Genomic DNA, 17,797 nt, shown 5'->3' with positions numbered 1-17,797 from the left:
CGGCATGGCCGACGGCATGGACACCAACGGCACACCGGAGAAGCGGTGGCCGCTGACAGCGGCCCAGTCCGGCATCTGGTTCGGCCACGAACTCGATGCCACGGGGCAGCGGTACAACGTTGGGCAGTACGTCCATCTGCACGGTGCGATCGACGAGGAGCGCTTCGAGCAGGCGCTCCGCACTGTCGTCGCGGGCAGCGAATCGCTGAGAGTACGGTTCGAGCGGACCCCGGACGGGATCATTCAGATCCTCGAACCGAATGCTGAACTCCCACTGCACCGACGGGACTTCAGTGATCGCGACGACCCTGCAGCGGCCGCACAGCGATTCATCGCCGAGGCGTACGGAACACCCTACGATCTCACGGTGGCCCCAGCCTTCGACCACTACCTGATCAAGACGGGCGCGGCGGACCATCTGTGGTGCGTCAAGATGCATCACCTGCTGGTCGACGGCGTGTCCATGGCCGGCCTCATCCGCCGTGTCGCCGCCGCCTACACCGCGCTGTGTGCTGGTGAGCCCCTCGCGGAGGGCGTTTACGACCGGCTGGAGACCCTGGTCACGGAGGACCGCAGGTACCGCGCGTCCGAGCGGTTTCGCACCGACGCCGCGTTCTGGGCGGACCGGCTCGCCCATGTCGCAGACGCTCCGCAGTTCGGCGCGGGATCGCCCCCTCCAGGGGCGCACGGCCATCTGCGGCGCAGCGCGCGCCTGGAGCGCGGGCGCTGGGACCGGGTGCGGGATCGGGCGGCGGAGCTGGAGGAACGCTGGCCGTCGCTGTTCGCGGCGGCAGTGGCGATCGCGCTGCAGGCCGACACCGGGAGCCGCGAGATCGTTCTCGGACTGGCGGTCGCGGCGCGGAGCGGCCCGCTCAAGCGCGAGGCCCTGGGCATGGTCTCCAATGTGCTGCCGCTCCGGGTGACCGTTGACCCGGCTGCCTCGGTGGAGAGCCTGGTACATGCCGTCGCGACGGAGACCCGCGCGGTCCTGCGCCATCAGCGCTACCGCTTCGAGGACATGCTGCGCGACACATCCTCCGTCCTCGGCGAACGCCGCCTCATCGGCCCGACGCTCAACATGATGTCGATGGACCAGAATCTGGACTTCGCCGGAACACAGGCCACCGTTCACGAGGTCTCGCCCGGCCTCACCGACGATTTCACCATCGGCGTCTATCACAATGGCGAACCGGACCTGCGCGTCGACGTCGACGCAGGCGAGCGCCACTACAGCGCGACTGAAGCGCAGGCTCAACTGGGCCGACTGCTCGACCTGGTGACTGCTGCGGCCGAGGCTCCGGACGGGACGCCGATCGGCGCGTTGCGGCCGGGCGGAGGGCCGGAGCGGGCCACGGGGGTGCCGGCGTCAGCCACCTCCGCGGCCCGGCACGACACCGGCGACACCCTCGTAGGGCTCTTCGAGCGGCAGGCCGCCGCCGTGGCTGACACGACGGCCGTGGTCTGCGGAGGGCAGGAACTGACCTACGCCGAACTCGACGCGCGGGCGGAGAGGCTGGCGCGCCGGCTCACCGAATCGGGAGTGCTGCCCGGCCAGTTGGTCGCCGTCGCGCTGCCGCGCTCGACGGAACTGGTTGTGGCCCTCCTCGCGGTGCTCAAGGCCAGCGCCGCGTATGTCCCCCTCGACCCCAAGTACCCCGCCGACCGGCTGGCCGCGACGCTGGCCGATGCGACGCCGGCCCTGCTGATCACCGACCGGCGCACCGGAACCGCGGACGCCGCTCCCGGACTGCCGCTGATCCTGACGGACGCCGATGAAACCTCTGCCGGCGGGAACAGCGGGAGGGGCGGGCAGGACGGCAACCCCCGGCCCGCCGCGCGCCACCCCCGCCCCACCGACCCGGCCTACGTCATCTACACCTCCGGCTCGACCGGCCGCCCCAAGGGCGTTGTGGTGACGCACCACAACGTGACCCGGCTCATCACCGGCAGCACCGACCGCTTCGGCTTCGACCGCGCGGACACCTGGACGCTCTTCCACTCCTACGCCTTCGACTTCTCGGTCTGGGAAATCTGGGGCGCCCTGCTCCACGGCGCCCGGCTGGTGGTGGTGCCCGACGACGTGGCCCGTTCACCGGCCGAGTTCCTCGACCTCCTGGTGTCCGAGCGGGTGACAGTGCTCAACCAGACGCCTTCGGCGTTCACCCAGCTCGCCGACGCCGACGCGGAACGCCCCGAGCGAGGCACCCAGCTCGCGCTGCGCTATGTGATCTTCGGCGGCGAGGTGCTGGAACCCTGGCGGCTGGCCGGCTGGTACTCCCGGCACGCCGACGACGCGCCCCGGCTCGTCAATATGTACGGCATCACCGAAACCACGGTCCATGTCACCGACGGGCCGCTGGACACCTCGGCGGCCTCCGGTACCGGCAGCCTGATCGGAAAACCCATGCCGGACCTGCGCGTTCATCTCCTCGATGGGGCACTGCGCCCGGTTCCCCCGGGCATCCCCGCGGAGATGTACGTCTCCGGGCCAGGTGTCGCCCTCGGCTACCTCCACCGCTCCTCCCTGACCGCGGAACGGTTCGTCGCCGACCCGTTCGGCCCGCCCGGCACCCGTATGTACCGCAGCGGGGACCTGGCCCGCCGCCGGGAGGACGGCAGCCTGGAGTATCTCGGCCGCGCCGACCGACAGGTGAAGATCCGCGGGTTCCGGATCGAGCCTGGCGAGATCGAGGCCCGCCTCGCGGAGCTGCCCGGTGTCGCGGACGCCGCCGTCCTCGTCACGGAGTACGGGCAGGGCGACCGTCGCCTCGTCGCCTACCTGCTGGCGGAAGGCCCCGCGGCGGAAGGGGCCGCCTGGACCACCGAACACATCGCGGAGCGGGCAGCGCAGATCCTGCCCGCTCACATGGTGCCGTCGGCCTTCGTCACGGTCGATGCGTTCCCGCTGTCCGTCAACGGCAAGCTGGACGAGCGAAAGCTCCGCGCGATCCGCCCGGGAGTTCCCGGCGCGGGCATTGCCGCAGGCCGGGGGATGGGGGAGAGCGGCGCAGCGGGTGCCGGGAGGGCGCCGCGCGGCGAGCCGGAGACCACCGTGCACCGGCTGTTCGCCGAGGTGCTGGGCGCGACCGACGGCCCGGACGCTGACACGGCGCGTGCCGGAGGAGACGCCGGCACCGGAGCCGCCAGCACGCCTCCCTTCGGCGTCGACGAGAGCTTCTTCTCGCTCGGCGGCGACTCACTGCTCGCCAATCGGCTCGTCATGCGGCTGCGCGCCGAGATCCCCACGACGCTCTCGGTCCGCGACCTCTTCCAGCACCCGACGGCCGCGGGGCTGGCAGCGCTCATCGATGGCGGTCCGCCCACACCGGAGTCGGGATCCACGGCCCGTCCGACCGCCGGCCTCCGCCCGGAGCGGGTACCGGCCTCCTACGCCCAGCGCAGCCTGTGGTTCCTGCACCGGCTGGGCAGCCAGGAGTCGACCTACCACATTCCGCTGGCGGCCCGGCTGACCGGCCCGCTGGACACCGATGCGCTGCGCGCCGCGATCGCCGACGTCCAGCGCCGTCACGAGAGCCTGCGCACGGTCTTCCCCGCCACGGGCGACGAACCCTGCCAGCGGGTGTTCGATGACCCCGCCGTCCCCCTGACCGTCACGCAGACGACGGAACGGGGACTGTCCGAGGCGCTGTCCGACCGGACTCGGCGCGAGTTCGAGCTGGAGACCGAAATCCCCTGGCGGGTCACGTTGTTCACGCTTGCTCCGGACAACCATGTGCTGTTGCTCGTCATCCATCACATCGCTGCCGATGAACACGCGCTGCACCCGCTGACCCGCGACCTGGCCGCCGCCTACGCCGCCCGGACGGCCGGCCACTCACCCTCCTGGACTCGACTGCCGCTGCAATACGCCGACTTCACGCTCTGGCAGCGGCGAGCCCTGGGACGCCAGGACGACCCCGACAGCCCACTGTCGTCCGAGCTGGCCCACTGGCGCGAGACATTGCGCGGCGCCCCGGCGGAGTTGTCCCTCCCCGCGGACCACCGCCCGTCCGCCGCGCCCGCACACCCCGGTGGCACGGTGCCCTTCACCCTGGACGCCGAACTCGGCGCCCGCCTGGCCGAAGTGGCCGCCGCGCGCGGTGCAACGATGTTCATGGCGCTGCACGCCGCCGTGTCCTGCTTGCTCAGCAGGCTCGGGGCGGGCACCGACATCCCGGTGGGGACGGTGGCCGCAGGCCGTGCCGAGCCGGCCCTCGACGCATTGGTCGGCTTCTGCGCGGAGACCGTCGTGCTCCGCACCGACCTGTCCGGCAGCCCCGGATTCGCGACCGTCATCGACCGCGCCCGGCACACCGATATCACCGCATTCACCCACCAGGCGCCGTTCGAGCGCGTCGTGGAGGCGCTCAACCCACCGCGCGAACTCGGTCGTCACCCGCTCTTCCAGGTGATGATCACGATGCACGCGGAGCAACAGGCCACACTGCACCTGCCCGGCCTCGACAGCACCCCGCTCCACCCCGGCCGTTCCATGGCCAAGTTCGCGCTGCTCTTCGAGTTCACCGAGCGAACCGACCACAGCATCGAGGGCGTCCTCGAATACGCCGCCGACGCGTTCGACCGCCAGACCGCGGAACTGATCGTGCGCGCACTGCAACGCCTACTGGAGGGCGCGCTGGACGCCCCTGAGCGGCCGTACGACACGATCGAGGTGCTGGACGCGGCGGAGGAGGCACACCTGAACCTGCCGGAGCCCGCTCCAGCAGCCCCGGCGGTGACCAAGACATCCCCCACCACCCCCTCCGAGGAACTGCTCCAGTCACTCTTCCGCTCGATCCTGGGCAGGAATCACGTCGGCCCCGACGACAACTTCTTCCGGCTCGGCGGCGACAGCATCCTCGCCATTCAACTGGTCACCCGGGCCCGCGCTAGCGGCGTACTGATCAGCCCCAAGGACGTCTTCGCCCACCAGAGCGTCCGCGCCCTCGCCGGCATCGCCGACCGCACGGGCCCCGTGGCGCCGTCGAGTCACGCCGAGCACCACGCGCTGGGCGAGATGCCCGCGATGCCGATCATGGACTGGCTCGCCTCGCTCGGTGGCCCGGCCGACGGCTTCGCGCAGTCGGTCGTCTGCCGACTGCCGAAGACCGCCACCGAAAGCACCCTGCGCGCCGCCCTGCAGCAGCTCCTGGACCACCACGACGCGCTGCGCCTGCGTCTGACCGGCGCGGCGGGTGAGCCGTGGCGATTCGACATCCGGCCACCGGGAGCCGTTCCTGCAGCCTCCTGTCTGCACCGGATCTCCCTGGACCGCGAGGGCATCACCGACGGCGCGGGTCTGGACCGGCTCATCGACGAGCAACGCCGCGAGGCGCGCAGACGACTGGACCCGCGGTCGGGTGATGTCGTCCGGGCCGTGTGGCTCGACGGCGCGGGGCAGAACCTGCTCCTGCTGGTCATCCACCACTTCGCGGTGGACGGCGTCTCCTGGCGGATCCTCCTCCCCGACCTGGCTGCGGCGCACACCGCGGCCGTGTCCGGGCAGCGCGCCGAACTGCCGCCGGTCCCCGTTCCGCTGCGCGCCTGGGCCCACGCGCTCACAGCGGCCGCCGAGCGCCCCGAGCTCCGTTCCGAAGCGGACTGGTGGCGAAACATGCTCGCGCAGGCCAACGGGACCATCGGCACTCGTACACCGGACCCCGCGCTAGACCGCGTCGGCAGCACCGAGTCGCTCAGCATGAGCCTCGCGCCGAACGAGACCGGAGCACTGCTCGCCGACGTACCGAACTACTTCCACGCGGCCGTGCCTGACGTACTCCTGGCCGCGCTCTCCGTCGCACTGCACCGGTGGCCCGGCAATCCCGCCGGCGGCCCGGTACTCGTCGACATCGAAGGCCACGGCCGGGACATCGACCTCGACGGGCTGTCCGATCTGGATGTCTCACGAACCGTCGGCTGGTTCACCGTGATTCACCCGGTCCTGCTGGACGCACGGGTCGAGGACTGGGACACGATGCGGACGGACGGCGACGGGCTCGCCCGCGCCACCAAGCAGGTCAAGGAACGGCTGCGCGCCATCCCCCACCAGGGCGCCGGCCACGGGCTTCTCCGCCACCGCGGACAACGGCTGCACGACGCGGCCGACGCCCGGATCGCCTTCAACTACCTGGGCCGTTTCGACACCCACGAGCCGGGCGACTGGCAGCCGGAGCCCGGCAGCTTCCGGGGCGAGGCAGACCCCACGCTGCCAGTCGCGCACGCACTCTCGATCGACGCCTTCGTCGAGCACAGCCCCGACGGCCCGCGCATGCGCGTGGTGTGGACCTGGCCCAGGGGAGTGCTGGACGGTGAGACGGTCAGTGACCTCGCCGGCTCCTGGCGCGACGTCCTGGCGGCGTTCGTGCGGCATCACAGCACGCCGTCAAAGACCGGTGGCCGTACGCCGTCGGACTTCCCCCTCGTACGGGTGGACCAGTCGCGACTGGAATCCCTGCAAGAGACCCACGGCGACTTCGCCGATCTCCTGCCGCTCCCCCCGCTCCAGGCGGGCCTGCTCTTCCACACGCTCTACGGCGCCGAGGCGCTGGAGGGCGACACCAAGACGGACGCGGGCGTGGTTACGGACCCGGGCCGAGGAACGGGCGCCTGCACCACCCCGGCACATAGCCCGCGGCACGACCCCTACCTCGTCCAACTAGCCCTCGACCTGACCGGCGAACTCTCCCCGGAACAGCTGCGCGACGCCGCCGGCGCCCTACTGCGTCGCCACCCCCACCTCAGCGGGAGTTTCCTGGTCGACGACCTGGAACAGCCCGTCCAGGTCGTGCCCTCGGCCATCGAGGTCCCGTGGCGGACGCTCGACCTCACAGCTACCACTCCCGCATCCGAACGCCGCGCACAAGCGGCGGAGCTGACCCGCCAGGACCGCCGCCCCTTCGCCCTCGACGCCCCGCCCATGTTGCGCTTCAGCCTGCTGCGCGTGGCCGAGAACCGCTGGCGGCTCGTCTTCACCCACCACCACCTTCTGCTCGACGGCTGGTCGGTGCCCATCTTCCTGAATGAACTCTTCGCCCTCTACGAAGGCCGGGTGCTTGCCCCGGCCCTCCCGTACAGCGGATACCTGCGGTGGCTGGGCCAGCGGGACACACCGGCTGCGCGCACCGCGTGGCGCGCGGCGCTTGCGGGCATCGAGCCGACCCGCGTGGGGAATGCGGGCCGGGACGGCTGGACAGAGACATCAGAGCTGCACACCTTCACCCTCCCCGAGGAGGTGACGACACGACTGTCGGAGCGGGCCGCCGAGTGGGGCGTCACCCTCAACTCCGTTATCGAGGCGGCGTGGGCGCTGCTGCTGGCCCACTTGACCGGGCGTGACGACGTCGTCTTCGGCGTGACCGTCGCCGAACGGCCGGCCGAACTCCCGGGCGCGGAGCAGTTGGTCGGACTGCTCATCAACACCGTCCCGGTCCGGGTGCGCCTTCAGCCGCACGAACCGCTGTCCAGCCTCGCCCCGCGTATCCAGCGGGAGCGCGCCGACCTGCTGGAGCACGAGCACCTGGGACTGGCCGCCATAGAAGAGGAGGCAGGCACCGGCAGCCTCTTCGACACCACACTGGCCTTTGAGAACTATCCGCTGGACTCGGCAGCAATCGCCGATCCGGCCTCCGGCGTGTGGGTCGAATCCATCGACGTCCACGACGGTACGCACTACCCCCTGGCGCTCGCCGTACTCCCTCGCGAGGGCCGACTCGCCTTCCGCCTCCATGCCCGTACGGCTGAACTCGCCTGGTGCGGCGGCGCCGAGACCATCCGCGAGCGGCTGCTGGCCGCCTGCGCGGCCCTGACTGCGCAGGACACACACCGCCCCACAGCCCAGACCCGACTGATGCCCGCACCACAGCAATCGGATGTCATCCGCCTCGGCATCGGGGATCCGGCTCAGCCGCCGACACGCATCCCGTCGGCCGTGCCCTCCCCACCGACCACACCGGCCCGGTCCATCGGCGCGGCGTACGAGGCGATGGCGGCCGCGGATCCCGCGCGTGTGGCGCTCTGGTGCGAGGGCCAGGAGGTCAGCTACGGCGAACTCAATGCCCGAGCCAATCGATTGGCCCGGCACCTGGCCCGAGAGGGCACCGGATGCGGCACACCGGTGGGCGTCTCGCTCGACCGCTCGCCCGAGGTGGCGATCGCCTTCCTGGCTCTGGCGAAGCTGGGAGCGCTCTGCGTCCCCCTGCACAGGGACTTCCCCGCCGAACGCGTCCGCTGGATCCTCGACCACACCGGCGCGCCGCGCGTCCTGGACGACCTGGCGGCGGCGGAATCCGCGGCCCGCACGGAACCCGCGGAGGATCTGCCCACCGCCATCCCCGCCGACTCGGTCGCCTGCGTCATGTTCACCTCGGGATCGTCGGGACTTCCCAAGGGCATCGAGGTGACGCATCGCAACATCCTGACCCGGGCGGGCGACCCCGCATGGCGCGGGGGTGAGCACGCACGAGTGCTGTTCCACTCCCCACATTCCTGGGACACCGCGGTCTACGAACTGTGGATGCCGCTGCTCACCGGACGCCGGGTCGTGGTGGCGCCACCGGGAGATCTGGATGCCGAGGACTACCGCCGGGTGATCGAGGCAGGTGGTGTCACCGCAGTGTGGCTGACCGCAGGCCTTTTCGATCTCATCGCGGACCAGAACCCGGCCGCGCTGCGCGGCCTGCAACGGATATCCACCGGCGGCGATGTCGTGTCACCCGTCGCCGTGCGACGCGCCCTGCGAGCCGCCCCACATCTGCACGTGGTCAACTTGTACGGCCCGGTGGAGAACACCACCTTCTCGCTGGGATACGAGATCCCCAACGGGCTGCCGACCGCGGCCGACGCGGACGACGACGCGGCCGCGGCGGCCCTGCCCATCGGAGCGCCGATCGCCGGGACCCGCGTCCTCCTGCTCGATCCGGCCCTGCGGCCCGTACCCCCGGGCGTCCCCGGCGAGATCTACCTGGCCGGCGAGGGACTGGCCAACGGCTACCACGGCGCCCCGGCCCGCACGGCGGACCGCTTCGTCGCCGACCCGTTCGGCCCGCCCGGCAGCCGTATGTACCGCACTGGTGACCTGGGACGATGGGACACGGTAGGCCGACTGCACTTCCTCGGCCGACAGGACCGCCAGCTCAAGATCAACGGATTCCGGATCGAACCCGGTGAAGTCGAGACGGTGCTGCGCCGCGAGCCCGAGGTGGGCACCGCCGTGGTGACCGCCCGGGGCGAGGGGCCGTCGGGAAAGGCTCTGATCGCATACGTGGTGCTCACAAGCCAGCTCGACACCGCCACGCTGCGCAGCCGCCTGGTCGCGAAGCTCCCCGGCTATCTGGTGCCGGCCGCGATCGTCGAACTGGACGCGTTGCCGCTGACCGGCAACGGCAAGGTCGACATCGCCGCGCTGCCCGCACCACGCAATGCGACGCCCACCGCGCCCCGCACCCCCCGCCAGCAGGTGCTGGCCGCGATGTTCGGCGACGTTCTGGGCCTTCCCGGAGCCGTCTCGGTCACCGACGACTTCTTCGCGCTCGGCGGCAACTCCCTCTCCGCCATCAGACTCGTCGGCCGCATCCGCACGCACCTGCACTGCGCAGTGTCGGTACGCGGCCTCTTCGAGGCGCCCACCGTCCTCGCCCTGGAACACCGCATCGCGAACACGGCACAGGAGCCACCTGGACCAGATGAGCGGTCGACGGACGCCGCGCCACTCCCCAGAACCACCCCCATCCCCCTCTCACCCGCTCAAGCGCGCCTATGGACGGTCAACTACCTGGGCGGAGACCGCCCGAACTACCTCAGCCCCCTGCTGTTCGAGTTCGATGGCGTGCTCGACACGAGCGCACTGCGCACCGCGCTCGACGACCTCGTCACCCGCCACGAAATCCTGCGCACCGTACTGCCGTACGGCGAACACGGGCCGGAGCAGCGCATCCTGCCCGCCGCATCCGCGCCACTGGACTTCCGTACGACCACCAGCGCCGCTGGCCCCGACCTGGACAAGGCGGTCGAAGCGGAACTGGCCCAGGGATTCGACCTGCGGACCGAACTTCCACTTCGCGCAAGGCTGTTCCAACTGGGCGCCGCTCGGCACGCACTCCTTCTCGTCCTGCACCACGTCGCCTTCGACGGCCACTCGGCCGGCCCGCTGCACCGCGATCTGCGCTTCGCCTACACGGCCCGCGCGGCGGGGCAGGCGCCACACTGGCCCGCCCCGGCGGCACAGTACGCCGACTACACAGTCGAGTTGCAACAACGACTCGGTCACGAGGGGATACCCGATAGCCCGATGGCGCACCACGCGCACTATTGGACCGAGACGCTCGCAGGCCTCCCCGAGGAACTCGCCCTCCCCACCACCCACCCCCGCCCGCCGCTCACACCTAGCGGCGCGGCCGTGGACAGCCGTGCCGAATCCCTTCCGCTCAGCATCGACCACGAGATGCACAGCCACCTGGAGGCCGTGGCCAGGGAGTGCTCGGCAAGCACCTACATGGTGCTGCACGCGGCACTCGCAGCCGCGCTCACCGAGGCGGGCGCGGGGGACGACATCCCCATCGGAGTGCCGCTCAGCGGCCGCGACACGGATCCCCTGGACGGACTCATCGGCTGCCTGATCAACACCGTCGTACTGCGCACCGACACTTCCGGCAGCCCCACGCACCGGGAACTGATCGGTCGCGTACGAGACCGTCTGCTGGCCGCCCATGAAAACCAGGACTTCCCCTTCGACCGACTGGTCGAGCTGCTCAACCCGGCTCGTTCCCCGCACCGCCACCCGCTCTTCCAGACAGCGCTGTCCTATCTACGCCTGGAACCGTCCGCCAAGGACCACCCATGGCCGGAAGGCCTCGACGTCCGACTGCGGCCGACCCGCCCCGCCCACACCGAACTCGATCTCCTCTTGCAGCTGCGCGAGTTGCGCACCCCCGACAACAAACCGGCGGGCATTGAAGGCGAACTGATCTATTCCGCGGCACTCTTCGACAAGGACGCGGCCTCCCGCATCGTCCACTCCTTCACCACGGCTCTGACCGCGCTGCCCCGGACCGCTGTTTCTGGCACGCCTCTCTCCTCGTCCCGCACCTGAAAGACCTCTCACATGCCCAAGAAGTTGACCCACGACGACCAGGTCGGTTGTGGAGGAGGCGACGGCGTACTGTTCGTCGAAGGGCTGCCCGCTCCGGAGGCAGTGGCAGAGCAGGCCGATCCTGAGGTGGAACAGGTACCGCTGGACCTGTGCGGCCGAGTCGGCGTATGCCGTGAGTGCGCGGGCATCAGTGAACCGCTGACGGTCTTCGCCCCTCTCGGCGTGCACCCGGGCGCCGAGTTGAACGCCCATGCCGGCGTAGCTGAGCCCGTTCTCAGCGTCCGGGCGCTCGCGGAAAGACGTCTCCACCGCCGCGGCAAGGTCGTCGGCGGCTTGGCAGCCGACAACCAGCTGCACGGACAGCGGCAGGAATTGCTGTCCCATGGCGTCCTCGACGAGCTGCGGCCGGTGGGCCTGGCCAGCGTGTTGAGCTGCCTTGATCCGTTCGGCTTCATCGTCGACGCCGCGGTTGCGGCCGGCGCTTATGCGGCGCTTGGCGAGCAAGATGCCTTCCTGGCCGACCAGGGCTACGCCATGATGCGACTTCGCCCGGTGGAACCCGCGGAACAAGGTCGATCTGTTTCCCTACCTCGTGTGTTTGTGCAGGTGGCAAGCCCATCCAGGCCACGTGGCGACCTGTTCCCAGGACTCAACAGTCCGCCATCTCACCAGGCGTTCGCGGCACCAGCGCACCGCACGGGCGCCGGTCTGGATCAGAGCGCAGACGGCTCGCGGACTACGAGGGGGCCGCCGTGTAGCGGGCTCACACCACGACGATCAACGTCCGGGACCGGGCGGTGAGTTTCGCAGCGGCCCGAAGACACCGGGCGCCTCGCTCATGGAGAAGGCCTCACGGGCCGGGAACCAACAGGAGCCGGCCCGATGCCCACACGGCCGCCACGTCCCCCACACCGACAGTCCGGACAGTACCTGCCGGGACCAACCGGAACCGTTTACTCAAGGGTAAGGAACCGCTCCCATGACGAATCCGTTCGAAGACCCCGAGGCGCAGTATTACGTCCTCACGAACGACGAGCACCAGCACTCCCTCTGGCCGGCGTTCGCCGAGATCCCGGCAGGCTGGAACCGCGCCTTCGGCCTGGACACCCGCCAGGCGTGCCTGGACTACGTGGAAGCACACTGGACAGATCTGCGCCCCCGCAGCCTGGTGGAGGCCATGGGAGCCTGAACGGCTACCACACGCGCACAAGCGCGGAGGTCCGTCCGGCCTCGCCAACCGAGACGGACGGACCTCCGAGTTTTTGATCCACGTGATCTGTTCGTCGTCAGACCAACCCGAGGGCAAAGGCGGAGAAGCCCACCGCCAGCGCCCCCGCGAGTATGCGGCGGCCTTGGGTCACGCCCGTCCAGGGCGTCTCGAACCTCCGGGCGGCCTGTGAGATGAGGATGAGAAGGGCGGCGAAGAGCGGAAGCCAGGGCAGGCGGGTCAGCATCCAGGTGGGGAAGTCCGGCGAGGTGGTCAGGCCGGGCACCGTACCGAGGATCGACGCCGGGAGTGCGGTGGCGACCATTGCGGTCTGGTGCCAGCACAGAATCGTCATCGCAGAGAGATTGACGGCCGAGACCGGTGCCCACAGCGCGGGCCGTTCGAGCAGCGCGGCGATACGGTCCCGGAGGAGTATCGCGGCGCCCGACTGTGTCGCGGCGAGGGCTATGACCAGCAGCGACGGCGGATGTGAATTCGTACGGTCCTGGCCCGGCACGCCGACCATGCTCGCCGGATAGTGGAACACAATCAGCAATACGGTGAACAACGCCGCGCCACCTACCAACAGCAGCCAGGCACCCCGCCGTCCCAGCCGCTTCTCCCCCCAGGAGACACCGAGCTGATACGCGAACATCCAGCCGGGGAACAGGCTGATCAGGCCAACCCCACCCGGTATCGAGTCGGCGAACGGGCCGTATCGCAGAAAGTCCACGCCGGCGACGGTCGCCGCCAGCGGCGCCGCCGCCCAGCCCCCGAGACGCCGATTGGCCGCCAGGCAGTACGGCGTCAGGACCGTCACCACGGCATACACGCACACGAACCACAGCGGCTGGACAACCAGCGTCGCCGCTGTACGCACAGTCGTCGTAGGGACTCCGGCCACGCACAACAATGGCGCCAGCACTGCCCACACCGCGGTGACCCCGACGGCGGGCCGCAACAGCCGGGCCAGCCGGCCCCGCACCCACACGCCCGTCGACTCGCCCCGCTCGGCCGCCCGCTGGAACGACAAAACGGAGGCATAGCCACCGACCAGGAAGAAGATCCCCAGCATCTGAAGCACCCAGGTGAGGGGCGCCAGCGGGCCGAAGCTGGATAACGGACTGGCGTTGTGCAGGGAGGTGTTGCTGTCGCGCACAAACCCGCCGATGAGCCAATGGCCGGTCGGCACGGCAAGCAGCGCCAACGCCCGCAGCCCGTCAATGGCACGGTCCCGCTGACGTGGTTCGCGACTCCCGATCGTGCTGAGGCACAGCATGCGCGGGCGAGGACGCTTGTCCAGGCTCATGCTCGTATTTCTCGTCAGATGCGCCATGGCGGCATTCCTCTCCTCGCGCGATGCCGGTCAAGGGCCGGTCAACCGACCCCTTAAGGCTCGGCCGCGGAACAGAAAGAAACAGTGAGGCCAGCGCCCCAACTGCGGTGGTGCTGGCTGCACTTCGCGACGGGGAGTCGCCTACTGGTAGGCCCCCCAGCCAGCCACCCCACCGCGTCGCGATCACCCGGCCGCGTACGGCTGCCGACCAAGGACACCGCCCGAAGCCGGCCGAAGCGGGCACGGCCCACGAGAAGGACCTGGCGGACGAGGATCCGAAGAGCCTCTGGTTCACTCAGCTGAAGGGTCGCACCGGGCGACCACGTCGCATACCGCGTGGCCAACGCGGGCCCAAGGGCCCAGGTGATGTCCTCCGACCGCGGGTCATACGACCACCAGTCCACTGCCCGGGCGGCGACTAGGCGGCCGAGTGTTCGACCAGGACACCGGGAGGCACTGTGCACGCGCGCCCGATTCGGTCCGCCTCGATGACACCGTGCACGCTGCCGGGGGAGAGGTGAGCGACTAGCGCCAGTCCCGCGAGCTGTTCTGAGGTTGCCAAGTGCTGGGCAGGAGGCCAGGCCCAGGGCTCCGTCGGCGGAACGGGCTCGGGCCTGGCGCCCGGGAGCCTGTGCCAGGACGGCGGCGTCGAGCAGTTGTGCCACGACTGCGCAGCATTCCGCCGGGAACGGGCCTTCGCCCGAAGACTGCGCGCAGCACGCACCTTCTGGCGCGGACACCGACACCCGAATGTCCCCTACGGAAACGTACGCAGCCAGGAGGGCTTCCCTTTGGCACGGTGGATCGCCGACAAGCGACGCAGTCCGCAGCAGCTGACACAGGAACAGCTCAACGCTCTCGAAGCACTCGACATGCGCTGGATCCCGCGCCCGCGCCGCGTTGCAGACTGAATGCCCCGCGGTGGAGGATCTACCGGGCGGGGGACTACCGTCGTTGTAGTCGCAATCCAAGGCCCAGAATTATGCGCGGGCCCGTACTGACGCGAGCCCAGCGACGAAGACCCCGTGAAGCCGCCCGGGTCGAATCGCTCGTACCGGGCGCAGAACGTGGCCAGCGGGACGGCCCGTTCGGCGAGTTCCTCCAGTTCCGCGGCGATGCAGGAGTCCAGGTCGAGGACGTGTAGAGCAGATCGACGGTGACCGCCAGGCTATCCCGCGCGCTGTTCAGCACGACGTCTGCCGTGCGGCCACTGGCGGACGGTTCGACGGCCGCGAGCGCCAACCAGCTGATCTCCTGTCAGAAATGCTGGCGGTCAGGTGCTTCTGCTAAAGCTTGCCGACAGCGAGTTGAGTAGTGGTCAGGGCGGTGTTGGCTGGTGGGGGATGAGGGTGTGGGCCTGGGTGATGCCGGCTCGCCAGCTGGTGACGGTGGTGGTGACCTGGTTGGCCAGCCGCATGTACTGGGCGAGTGGCCCGGTGAGTTGGCGGCGGCCTTCATGGTCGAGCTGGTAGCGGGGCGGGGTGATGCTGGGGTGGAGTTCGCGCCAGGCACGCAGTCGCTCGATCGCCGGGTGCGAGGTGTGCCAGCAGGCGGCGACGACCTGGGCGACGAGGCCGGCGGAGACGCGCTCGGGGTAGCCGTCCAGTCCGCGGTCGCGCGATCCGGGCCACCGGCCCTGATCCCAGGCGTGGTGCCAGCCCCGCGAGCGCATCTCCTCACGCACGCCATATTCGACGAGGACGTCCTTGGCGTCGAGCAACTCGCCTGACTTTCACTGGCGTTGGACCTCAGAGCGCCATGATGCCCGCCGGTGCGCGGCAGCGGAACCGCGCAGGCCGAAGGTGTGCCACTGAGGGTCGGCCATCCGCTGGGCTCGCAGCTTCTTATGAGCCTCGGTGGCGTCCTTGACCTACTGGGCGATCCTGGCGTCGCCCGCGACCCAGACTGCATGCACAGCACCGAGAGGCATCTTCTACCGCCTGAGGAATCGTATATTGCAAATCTCAACACACCCTAGTGGGCTGACGGTCCGTCAATTAGGGCGGGGCCGCCCCGTCCGGCTCGCGGACCAGTGCCTATGACCCCTCCGTGCGGGCGACGCACGCGCTCCAGCGCCCGGAGCCCCGCTACGCACCCCCTCCGAAACAAGCGCAGCAGGTCACGCTACAAAATCGCGCAAAAAGAAAGAGGAAGCAGTTATAAATCCTCAATCAAATAACCCAAGAATTCGAGTAATCGCGCTTAGCAAATTTGGGGGATGATTCTTTCCCTGGCGGCCGGGAGCGGATCGCGCGGCGGCGGGAGCGGGCTGGGGTGCTCGGCGTCCGCACCAGCTGGTGTCGCCGGCAGCCGCCCAGAGGGGAGCACCAGTGGACACCGGGGTGGCCGCCCGTACCTTGGCGGGCGGCCCGAGCAGCATGGTGGTCTAAGGAGCCAGGACCTGGCGAGCATGTGCGCCGGGCATCCGTGGTTGGCGTCATTGGATATGGCGCGGCGGCGTCCGGTGTCGCTTCGACCATGGGCTCCTGGAGCACCGACACCGAACCACGCCCCAGCCACCGCTGTACATGCGCCGGCAGCAGCCCAGTCGCCGCATCGCTCCAACTGTGCAGCCGACACCGTCCAGCCGAGCGTGCCAGGCGCTCGATCAGCTCCCGATCCGACCCCACCGAGCTCTCCCCGCACCGCGCCGCAACACCTTAGAGCCCCGCGAAGCACCCGCAAACCGCCGACAACCAGCCTGGTTGACTGAGCGTCAACATCCCTCAGCCATCGGGCTGCCAGGGGTCAGTCGAACCGAAGGAGCTGCCCCTATGCTCGCCTACCCTCACCCACCGGCGCCGCCCTGGCCACCTCACCACCGCAGCCGTCCCCCTCCTGCTCACCTCCACCATCGGCCATACAGCCCTCGCCTTTTACAGCGCCGCCCTGTTCCTCCTTCCTTGCTGCCACCCTTGCCTCCGCACCCGCCTACGCCCCCCGCCGGATACCGCACCCTCCACTTTCTCCTGCGCCTCGCCCCCTGTTATCCCGACCATCCCCAATAGCTCCCAATGGATGCCCGCACATGCACCCCAGACAGAATTACTCCCCAATATCCAGACGTACCGCCCCACGGAAGCCCAACGCAAAACCCGCCACTATAAATATCAGTCTCCCAACCCGCGAACCACTCTTCTGACACCCTCTCCTGAATCGATCAAAAGAAGCACTGAAATCCCGCCCACGACAAACAAGTCCACCCCACCCTCGTCTCATATCTCGACCGGGTCGGAGAAAGTGACGACACGGGCAGAAGAAAAGGAGCGATACCCCTAGAATTGCTCCAAGGAATTTCGAGCCGCTCGCCCACACAGATTTACTGCCGCCACACCCCCAGCGCGAGCGCACAACCGCAGCCACCCACCAACCCTGGCCATCGGCCAGGGCACCCCTTCCCCAGCCAGCCGTTCCGCATATTGCAAACTTAACCCGATCCTCAGGCCTCTGCCTTAGACACACGTCACCTGAGCGTCTCAGGACTACAACTGACACCCCATCCGAGATCCAACAGAGGGCCAGAAGAGCAGAGACAAGGGACATAACCGTCCACCGCTAGCGCCGTCAGGCGCCCGCCGAGACACCGCCTTCACACCAAGGCAACATCGCCACCTACAAAGAGGAGGCACCCCCGGCCTCAACCACCGGAGTACACCCCCAACACCCCAGCTGCGCCGTCCACCGGGATGTGACATCACTCGGCGCCGACAGGCGCCGGCACCAGGGGAACGGCCCAAGGGACACTAGCGCCAAATACCGGCCACCAATCTCAACCCCTACAGCAGTCACACCCCAGGACGCCCCTACATTGGCCCACCCGGACCAACCCACCAGCACTCAACACTCAGTCATGCCATCAGGCATGACGGCATATCACACACCTGACAACCCATCACGACAACAAACCACAGAGCCATAGAACTCGCACACCACCTAAAACAAGAAAGACCGCGCCAGCGGCCTAACAGAAACCTAGGAAAAGAAATTTTGTCGCCAGGCAAAATCCCAAGCCCCATTCCACCTCACAACTAGAATTCGTCGCCAGGCGAATTCACACGCTAAACCAAGGGCCGCGCCAGCGGCCCGGCAGAAACCACAGAGAATTCGTCGCCAGACGAATTCTGGGGCGAGGAATTTCGCCAGAAATTCCCAAAGAGGCATTTATGCC

6 protein-coding genes are annotated in these 17,797 nt (G+C 69.2%); 4 read left to right on the top strand and 2 right to left on the bottom strand.

Features of this window, described 5'->3' with window-relative positions; translation table 11 throughout:
- Positions 1-4 precede the first annotated feature (4 nt).
- The 3 genes from ACWGJY_RS11910 (at position 5) to ACWGJY_RS11900 (ending at position 12,275) form a co-directional block, all read left to right on the top strand.
- Positions 5-11,086 carry an amino acid adenylation domain-containing protein gene (locus ACWGJY_RS11910; protein ID WP_453260640.1) on the top strand — a complete coding sequence of 3,694 codons (11,082 nt, stop codon included), beginning with the start codon at positions 5-7 and terminating at the stop codon, positions 11,084-11,086.
- 12 nt (positions 11,087-11,098) lie between these two features.
- A complete protein-coding gene (locus ACWGJY_RS11905) occupies positions 11,099-11,887 on the top strand; it encodes a hypothetical protein (protein ID WP_453260639.1) in 789 nt (262 codons plus the stop codon).
- A 178-nt stretch (positions 11,888-12,065) separates the two neighbouring features.
- Entirely contained in the window at positions 12,066-12,275 is a 210-nt protein-coding gene (locus ACWGJY_RS11900) for an MbtH family protein (protein WP_453260638.1), read from the top strand.
- Between the two features lie 97 nt (positions 12,276-12,372).
- Here the strand turns inward: ACWGJY_RS11900 and ACWGJY_RS11895 are convergent, their stop codons facing one another.
- Complete coding sequence (locus tag ACWGJY_RS11895; protein WP_453260719.1) at positions 12,373-13,572, bottom strand: acyltransferase family protein; 1,200 nt, start codon at positions 13,570-13,572, stop codon at positions 12,373-12,375.
- A gap of 713 nt (positions 13,573-14,285) precedes the next feature.
- Here ACWGJY_RS11895 and ACWGJY_RS11890 point away from each other — a divergent pair.
- Complete coding sequence (locus ACWGJY_RS11890; protein ID WP_453260637.1) at positions 14,286-14,540, top strand: helicase associated domain-containing protein; 255 nt, start codon at positions 14,286-14,288, stop codon at positions 14,538-14,540.
- Positions 14,541-14,947: 407 nt separating this feature from the next.
- Here ACWGJY_RS11890 and ACWGJY_RS11885 read toward each other — a convergent pair whose 3' ends face one another.
- Entirely contained in the window at positions 14,948-15,349 is a 402-nt protein-coding gene (locus ACWGJY_RS11885) for a hypothetical protein (RefSeq protein ID WP_453260636.1), read from the bottom strand.
- Between the last annotated feature and the right edge of the window lie 2,448 nt (positions 15,350-17,797).

Source organism: Streptomyces sp. NPDC054765, assembly GCF_053612065.1.
This window is presented reverse-complemented; position numbering and strand designations above follow the sequence as displayed.